This window comes from Sphingosinicella sp., assembly GCF_052387495.1.
In the GTDB taxonomy this organism is placed as follows: domain Bacteria; phylum Pseudomonadota; class Alphaproteobacteria; order Sphingomonadales; family Sphingomonadaceae; genus Allosphingosinicella.
Window position 1 is genome coordinate 1 of sequence record NZ_JBQTJC010000133.1, and the last position, 7381, is coordinate 7381.

At 68.3% G+C, this 7381-nt stretch carries 5 protein-coding genes and 1 pseudogene; 2 read left to right on the top strand and 4 right to left on the bottom strand.

Annotated elements, in window-relative coordinates; translation table 11 throughout:
• The first annotated feature begins 225 nt into the window (after positions 1–225).
• Together ACT4N8_RS07585 and ACT4N8_RS07590 are read left to right on the top strand one after the other, a co-directional pair.
• Positions 226–1128 carry a DUF2171 domain-containing protein gene (locus ACT4N8_RS07585; protein WP_444857530.1) on the top strand — a complete coding sequence of 301 codons (903 nt, stop codon included), beginning with the start codon at positions 226–228 and terminating at the stop codon, positions 1126–1128.
• Between the two features lie 65 nt (positions 1129–1193).
• Complete coding sequence (locus tag ACT4N8_RS07590; protein WP_444857531.1) at positions 1194–2195, top strand: NADP-dependent oxidoreductase; 1002 nt, start codon at positions 1194–1196, stop codon at positions 2193–2195.
• Here the strand turns inward: ACT4N8_RS07590 and ACT4N8_RS07595 are convergent.
• The 4 genes and pseudogenes from ACT4N8_RS07595 to ACT4N8_RS07610 all read right to left on the bottom strand — a co-directional run.
• The gene (locus ACT4N8_RS07595; RefSeq protein ID WP_444857534.1) at positions 2192–3574 is read right to left on the bottom strand and encodes a UdgX family uracil-DNA binding protein; all 1383 of its coding nucleotides are present in this window, start codon (positions 3572–3574) and stop codon (positions 2192–2194) included. The genes ACT4N8_RS07590 and ACT4N8_RS07595 overlap by 4 nt on opposite strands.
• 50 nt (positions 3575–3624) lie before the next feature.
• Positions 3625–4875: a putative DNA modification/repair radical SAM protein gene (locus tag ACT4N8_RS07600; protein ID WP_444857532.1), complete on the bottom strand. Its 1251-nt coding sequence runs from the start codon at positions 4873–4875 to the stop codon at positions 3625–3627.
• Positions 4876–4924: 49 nt separating this feature from the next.
• Positions 4925–6850, bottom strand: coding sequence for a PAS domain S-box protein (locus tag ACT4N8_RS07605; RefSeq protein ID WP_444857533.1), 1926 nt, complete (start codon positions 6848–6850; stop codon positions 4925–4927).
• A gap of 320 nt (positions 6851–7170) precedes the next feature.
• Positions 7171–7381: pseudogene (locus ACT4N8_RS07610) on the bottom strand (ABC transporter permease); the annotation flags it as partial.

Here is a 7381-nt window from a genome sequence, read left to right on the forward strand (position 1 = left end):
ATCGAACCCCTGACCTCTGCAGTGCGATTGCAGCGCTCTCCCAGCTGAGCTACGGCCCCGTGCCTTTCGGGGCGCCTCAGATAGCGACGGCTCCGCTCCGATGCAATGGCCCCGATTCAGGCGCTCCGCCCGGCCCGCGCGACGCGCCGTCCCGGTCATCGGAACAGCCCCCTTTTCTCCTTCGTTCTAAGGGCGGGAATCGCCCTCAATTCAAGGAGATCAGCCATGGCATATGACGACCGCTATTCCGACCAGGAACGGCGCCGCCGCGAGGCGCGCCGCGAACCCTGGGGCGAGCGCGAAACCGCGTGGCGCGGCGACGCGAGCTTCGGCGGCGGCTGGGGCAACCAGATCGCCCGGCCCCAGCGGCTCGGCGACCGCTCCCAGCGCGACTATGACGATCCTCATTATGGCGAGGAGCGCTACGGCGCCGGCGAGGCCGCGGGCTATGGCGCGCGCGGCCATGGCGGCCCGGAGATGGACAGCGACCTCACTTATGGCGGCCCGGGCTTCGACGCCAGTTTCGGGACCGGCCCGCGCTTCGACCGCGCCGATGTCGGCAGCATCGGTACCCACGGCGTCCATCAGGTTGCTTCCGCCTCGAGCCCCGCCTACGGCTTCGCCCCGGCGGGCTGGAGCAGCAGCGCGCGCGCCCACGCCATCCGCGCCCGCGATCCGCATTATCGCGAATGGCGCCGCCGCCAGATCGAAGCGCTCGACCGCGACTATGACGAGTATCACAGGGAGCATCAGTCGCGCTTCGACCGGGAGTTCGGCGCCTGGCGCGAGCGGCGCGGCGCCCAGCGCGAGGCGCTCGGCCGCGTCAGCGAGCATATGGAGGTGGTCGGCTCGGACGGCGCGCATGTCGGCACCGTCGATTGCACGCGCGGCGACGACATCGTCCTCGCCAAGAGCGACGAGAATGCGGGCGGAGTCCATCACCATATCCCGTGCGGCTGGGTGGACAATGTTGACGACAAGGTGAAGCTCAACCTCACGGCCGAAGAGGCGATGAAGCGTTGGCGCGAGGAGGGCCGCAGCCGGGCGCTGTTCGAGCGGCCGGATTCCGGCAGCCGCGGCCCGCACATGCTCAACCGGAGCTTCTCGGGCACCTATGACGAGGAATAAGGCGCCCGCGCTTTGACTCCGTCCGCCATCCCGGCGCAAGCTGGGATGACGGAGGAGTTCCCCACATGACCAACCGCGCCTGGCATCTGATGTCGCGTCCCGCCGGGATGCCGACCATGGACGATTTCGCCCTCAGGGACGCGCCGCTGCCCGAGCTTCAGGACGGCTGGGTCCGCGTCGAGAACAAGTGGCTCTCGGTCGATCCTTACATGCGCGGGCGGATGAACGACGTGAAGAGCTACGTCCCGCCCTTCGCGCTGGGCGAGCCGATGCAGGGCGGCGCGGTAGGCAAGGTCGTCGAGAGCCGCTCGCCACACTTCAAGGAAGGCGAGACGGTCTTCCACATGCAGGGCTGGCGTGAGCAGGCCGCGGGGCCCGCCGAGCAGTTCAACAAGGTGCCGCCGCTCCCTGTCGAGGACCATCAGTGGCTCGGCAATCTCGGCCTCACCGGCGCCACCGCCTATTTCGGCCTGTTCCGGGCGGCGCAGGCGAAGGAAGGCGACATCGTCTTCGTCTCGGCCGCGGCCGGCGCGGTCGGCTCGGCTGTCGTCCAGATCGCCAAGGCCAAGGGCATGACCGTGATCGGCTCCGCAGGCGGTGCCGACAAATGCGCATGGGTGCGCGAGCTCGGGGCCGACGCCGCGCTCGATTACAAATCCGGCCCGATCGTGAAGCTGCTGACCGAGGCGGCGCAAGCCTTGGGCTCTGGGGGCATCGACGTCTATTTCGACAATGTCGGCGGCGACCATCTCGACGCCGCTTTCGCGACCGCGCGGCAGAATGCCCGCTTCGCGATCTGTGGGATGATCGAGGATTACAATACGGGCTCGAGCCACGCCTTCCGCTACATCATGCGCATCATCGCCGCGCGGATCATGCTGAAGGGCTTCATCTACACCGATTATTTGCCGGAAATGGCGGAGTTCTACCGCGAGATGGGCGGGTGGATCGCGAGCGGCCAGGTCACCTCGCGCGAGACGGTCCGTGACGGGATCGAGGCGGCGCCGCAGGCCTTCCTCGATCTCTTCACCGGCGGCAATACCGGCAAGATGCTGGTCCGGCTCTAGGCGAGCGCCTTCGCGCGTTTGCCGATCGTGCGCAGGTCTTCGACGAAGCGGGCATATTCCGCCTCCTTGTCGTCCCGCACGCGTAGCAGGAAGCTGGGATGGACGGTGACCCAGGTCTCGCCGCCTTCCGGCAATTCATGCGGGCGGCCGCGCAAGCCTGAGATCGTCACCACCTTGCCGAACAAGGCACGCGCCGCAGTCGCGCCGAGCGCGACGGTGAGCGGCGGCTTGATCAGCGCCAGCTCCTGCTGGAGCCACCAGCGGCAGGCGGCGATCTCGCCGCCGTCGGGCTTGTCGTGGATCCGCCTCTTGCCGCGGCGGACGAACTTGAAATGCTTGACCGCGTTGGTGACGTAGGTCCGCTTGCGGTCGACGCCGGCGTCGATCAGCGCGCGGTCGAGCAATTGCCCGGCGGGGCCGACGAAGGGCTTGCCGGCCAGATCCTCCTGGTCGCCCGGCTGCTCGCCGACGAACACGATCCGGGCGTCGAGCGGGCCTTCGCCGAACACGGTCTGGGTGCCGCATTTGTAGAGCTCGCAGCGCGTGCAGCCCATCGCCTCGTCGCGGATCGACGCCCAGCTCTTCCCGACATTGTCCCCGACCCGAGCCGCCGCCGCCGCGACCATCTCCGTCTCCCGCGCCTGCGCGCCCTTGAGCAGCTGCGGGACCAACGCAGTCTCGGGCATGTTTTTCCAATATTTGCGCGGCATCTCCTTGAGCATCGCCCCCACCTTAACGCGCGCCGGGTTGAAGATCGCCGCATAATAGGTCTTCCACACCGCCTCCGCCGGGTCGCCGTCCGGCGCCTCGGCCTTCGACGCGCCGGGTCCCTCGGTCAGCATGGCGCCGTCCCAGTGCAGCGACAGATGGGGGGTCAGGATCGACCAGCGCATGCTCGCGAAGCGGCGGACGAAGAAGCCGGCATTGGCGCGGACGATATGATGCTCGGGCTCGAACCACGCGACGTAGCGGGGCCCGCCATCGTCGGCCACCTCGCGGAAGCGCAGGAAGGCGCGCATCTTGTGCATGTCGCGCCGCACCGCCTTCGCCATCAGCTCGAGTCGCCTTAGCAGCGGATCGGCGCCGTCCTCCATCGCCCGCGGCCGGTCGCGCAGCCGGCACAGGAAGGCGTAAAGCAAGGCGAAGCGCTCGGGATCGCGATGGCACACGACCGCTTCGGCGAGCTCGAGGAAGGCGCGCGGCACCGAGAACGCCCCGGGCAGCGCGGGCGGGGCGGGGGCGGGTGCCTCGAACAAATCCGCCTCGCCGGCGACCTGCCAGACGACCTCCTCCGGCGCGACGCGGATCATCGCCAGCGCCCGCGCCGCGTCGCGCCAGCCTTCGAAATCGTCGGAAGCGGCGAGGCGCACCGCGCGGATAGGCCGCCGTTCGAATGCGCGTGTGGCCATCCTCGTCTCCCTTCCTCGGCTCAACCGGCGAACAGCTCGAGCTGTTCCGTCTTCGTTCGCGGCAGCGGAACCGCGGCATCGGCCAGCGCGACCGGCCGCCAGTCGGCGGCGATCAGGAAGGGGCGGAGCTTTGCGATCGAGACGGTCAGTCGCGCGACGTCGTCCAGTCGCAGGCGCCGGTGCCTGCGCGCGGCGAGAATTTTGTCGACGGCGCGGACGCCGAGGCCGGGCACACGCAGCAGCGCCTCGCGGGGCGCGCGATTGACGTCCAGCGGGAAGAAATGGCGGTGGCCCAGCGCCCAGGCGAGCTTGGGATCGATATCGAGCGGCAGGTTGCCGCCCGGCGCGATGGCCGCGGCCACTTCCCGGCTGGAAAAGCCGTAGAAGCGCATCATCCAGTCGGCCTGGTAGAGCCGGTGCTCGCGCAGCAAAGGCGGGCGAACGAGCGGCAGCACCGCGCTCGCGTCCGGAATCGGCGAGAAGGCCGAATAATAGACGCGGCGCAGGCGGAAGCGGTCGTAGAGCGTCGCGGCGCGGGCGACGATCGCGGCGTCGGTCGCCGCGTCCGCGCCGACGATCATCTGGGTCGACTGGCCCGCCGGCGCGAAGGCCGGCGCCGAATTGTAGTGGCGCATGGCGTCCGTGCCGTCGACGATCGCCGCCTTGACCTTGCCCATCGCGCTTTCGATCCGGCCGCCGTCCTTTTCCGGCGCCAGCCGGGCGAGCCCCGCCGCGGTCGGCAGCTCAACGTTGATCGAGACCCGGTCGGCGAAGAGACCGGCCTGGTGCACGAGCTCCGGATCGGCGTCGGGGATCGTCTTCAGGTGGATGTAGCCGCGAAAATCGTGATCCTCGCGCAGCGCCCGGGCGACCGCGACGATCCGCTCCATCGTGTAGTCGGGCGAGCGGATGATGCCGGAGGAGAGGAATAGGCCCTCGATATAGTTGCGTCGATAGAAGGAGAGGGTGAGCGCGACGACCTCGTCCACGGTGAAGCGCGCCCGCCGCACGTTCGAGCTCTTGCGATTGATGCAATAATGGCAGTCGAAGATGCAGGCGTTGGTCAGCAGGATCTTGAGCAGCGAGATGCAGCGCCCGTCCGGCGCGTAGGCATGGCAGATGCCCATGCCTTCGGTCGAGCCGATCGCACCTGAATTTTTTGGCCCGCCGCGGCTGTCGCGCTTCGTCGTACCCGACGACGCACATGACGCATCATATTTCGCGGCGTCGGCGAGGATGGCGAGCTTCTGCTGGACGTCGAGCGCTGGCATCCGTTCACTATATGTTCTCCAACGCTTTCTGTCGAGGGGCGGGAGGCGCCTAAGCGGTTGAAACGGCTTCGCGGCGCGCCCGGGCGGTGGCGAGGGCGCGGCCGAGCGACTGGACCCCGTACGGCTTGGCGAGAGTCTCGAACTCGGTGGCGCCGCCATTGGCGACCTGCTCGCTATAGCCCGAAGCGAGCAGCACCGGCAGGTCCGGCCGCAGCTCGCGGGCGCGGCGGGCGAGCGCGATGCCGTCCATGCCGGGCATGACCACATCGGTGAAGAGCAGGTCGACCGGCTCGTTTTCGAGCACCAGCAGCGCCGCCTCGCCCGAAACGGAGCTGAGCACGCGATAGCCGAGCTCGGCGATCAGGCTTTCGGCGAAGTCGCGGACCTGGTCGTTGTCCTCCACGAGCAGCACCGTCGCGCCGCGGCCGGCCGCGAGACCGGCCTCGATCGGGGGAGCCGTCGGGATCGCCGCGCGAGCGCGGGGAAGCAGGAGATGCAGCGTTGTTCCCTCCCCGACGGCCGATTCGATCTCGGCCCGGCCGCCGGACTGGGCGGCGAAGCCGTGGATCTGCGAAAGGCCGAGTCCCGTCCCCTTGCCGACGGGCTTGGTCGTGAAGAAGGGATCGAACACCCGCTCCAGCACCTCGGCCTCGATGCCCGCGCCGGTGTCGCTGAGCGCGATGCAGACCATGTCCGGATCGCCCGCCTCACCCGGGATGTTGCGCGACGACAAGATGAGTCGTCCTCCGCCCGGCATCGCGTCGCGAGCGTTGATCGCGGCGTTGAGCAAAGCGGTCTCGAGCTGGGCCGAATCGACCTCGACGGGCCACAGACCCTTGGCGAGATCCAACGTCACCTCGATCCGGCTGCCGATCGTCCGCGCCACCACCTCGGCGAAGGCGTCGAGCCGTAGGTTCAGGTCGATCGTCTCGGGCTTGAGCGGCTGCCGGCGGCCGAAGGCGAGCAGGTGGCTGGTCAGCGTCGCCGCCCGGTCGGCCGTCTCGATGATCGCCATCAGGTAGCGCTCGCGTTTCTCCGCGCTCAGATCGGTGGCGCGCAGCAGTTCGGCCGAGCCGCGGATCACGGTCATCAGATTGTTGAAATCGTGGGCGATGCCCCCGGTCAGCTCGCCGATCGCCTGCAGCTTCTGCGCCTGGAAGAGCGAGGCTCGCGCCTCCTCCAGCTCCTCCTGCGCCTTGCGCCGTTCGGTCGCGTCGCGGGTGACCTTGGCGAAACCGATGTGGCGGCCATGGTCGTCGTGGATCGGGTCGATCAGAACGTGCGCCCAGAAGCGGCCGCCGTCCTTGCGGACGCGCCAGGCCTCCTTTTCATATTTGCCTTCTTCGAGCGCGGTTCGCAGCGCGCGCGCCGGCTCGCCGCTCTCGCGGTCCTCCTCGGTGTAGAATTGCGAGAAATGGCGGCCGACGATTTCGTCCGCTTTATAGCCCTTGATCGCCTCCGCCCCCGCATTCCAGTTGGAGACATAGCCCTCTGGATCGAGCATGTAGATGGCGTAATCTTTAACCCCCTGGACGAGCAGCCGGAACTGCCGCTCGCTCGCGTGGAGCGCCCGCTCGGCCTCGCGCCGCTCGGTGATGTCGCGGGTGATCTTGGCGAAGCCGATCAGCCTGCCATTGTCGTCCCGGATCGGATCGACGACCGCATTGGCCCAGAACAAGGTCCCGTCCTTGCGGACACGCAACCCTTCCGCTTCGAACCGCCCCTCGCGCGCCGCCGTCGCCAGCGCCCGTTGGGGCAGGCCGGATGCGCGGTCCTCCTCGGTAAAGAAGCGCGAATAATGCTCGCCGATGATCTCCTCGGCCTCGTAGCCCTTCAGCCGGCGTGCGCCGGCATTCCAGCTCGCGATCCTGCCGTCGGGCTCCAGCATGTAGAGGGCGTAATCGGTGACGGCGTTTACCAGTAGCTGAAAGCGCTGGTCGAGGACGTGCCTGCTGAAAGAAGTCTGTCCGTCCATCGGCGCCCGTTCTGGGGGGCCGGCACAAATGTTCCGAACCCGAAGTTCAACGATCCCCTACCGCAAAAAATCCAGCGGACAAGGGGCCTTAGCCGAGGTTTACCGACCCCTTTGGCCAACGAAGAGCCCTCCGAAAGCCAAGGGGGCGAGGCTGTCGGAGGGCTCTGGTCGCGCCGGCCGCGTCTCTCTCAATCGGCGGCCGTCCATCGAGGTTGTAACGAAAGCCGCGCGGACGGGTTCCTTGGGCTTCGCGCCTGCGGAGCTTCGCGCGCCGCGAGGCGCTTCCGCGCGCCCGCGTCCGGGCTGAATTCCGATTCGCCCTAGTCCGTCGCGCGGCCGCGCCAGAAGCGCGGGCTGAAGAAAGTTTCGCTCGACTGCGACTTGAGCACGGTGCGGCGGAAGAGGCGCGCCGAGCTGCGAATGATCAGCACGATCCAGAGCAGGTGCCATGCGAGCGCGACGAGGTGCGGCCACAGCGCTTCCGATTCCGAGGCCATCGCGATCATCGCCATCGGCGAGCTGAACGGGAAG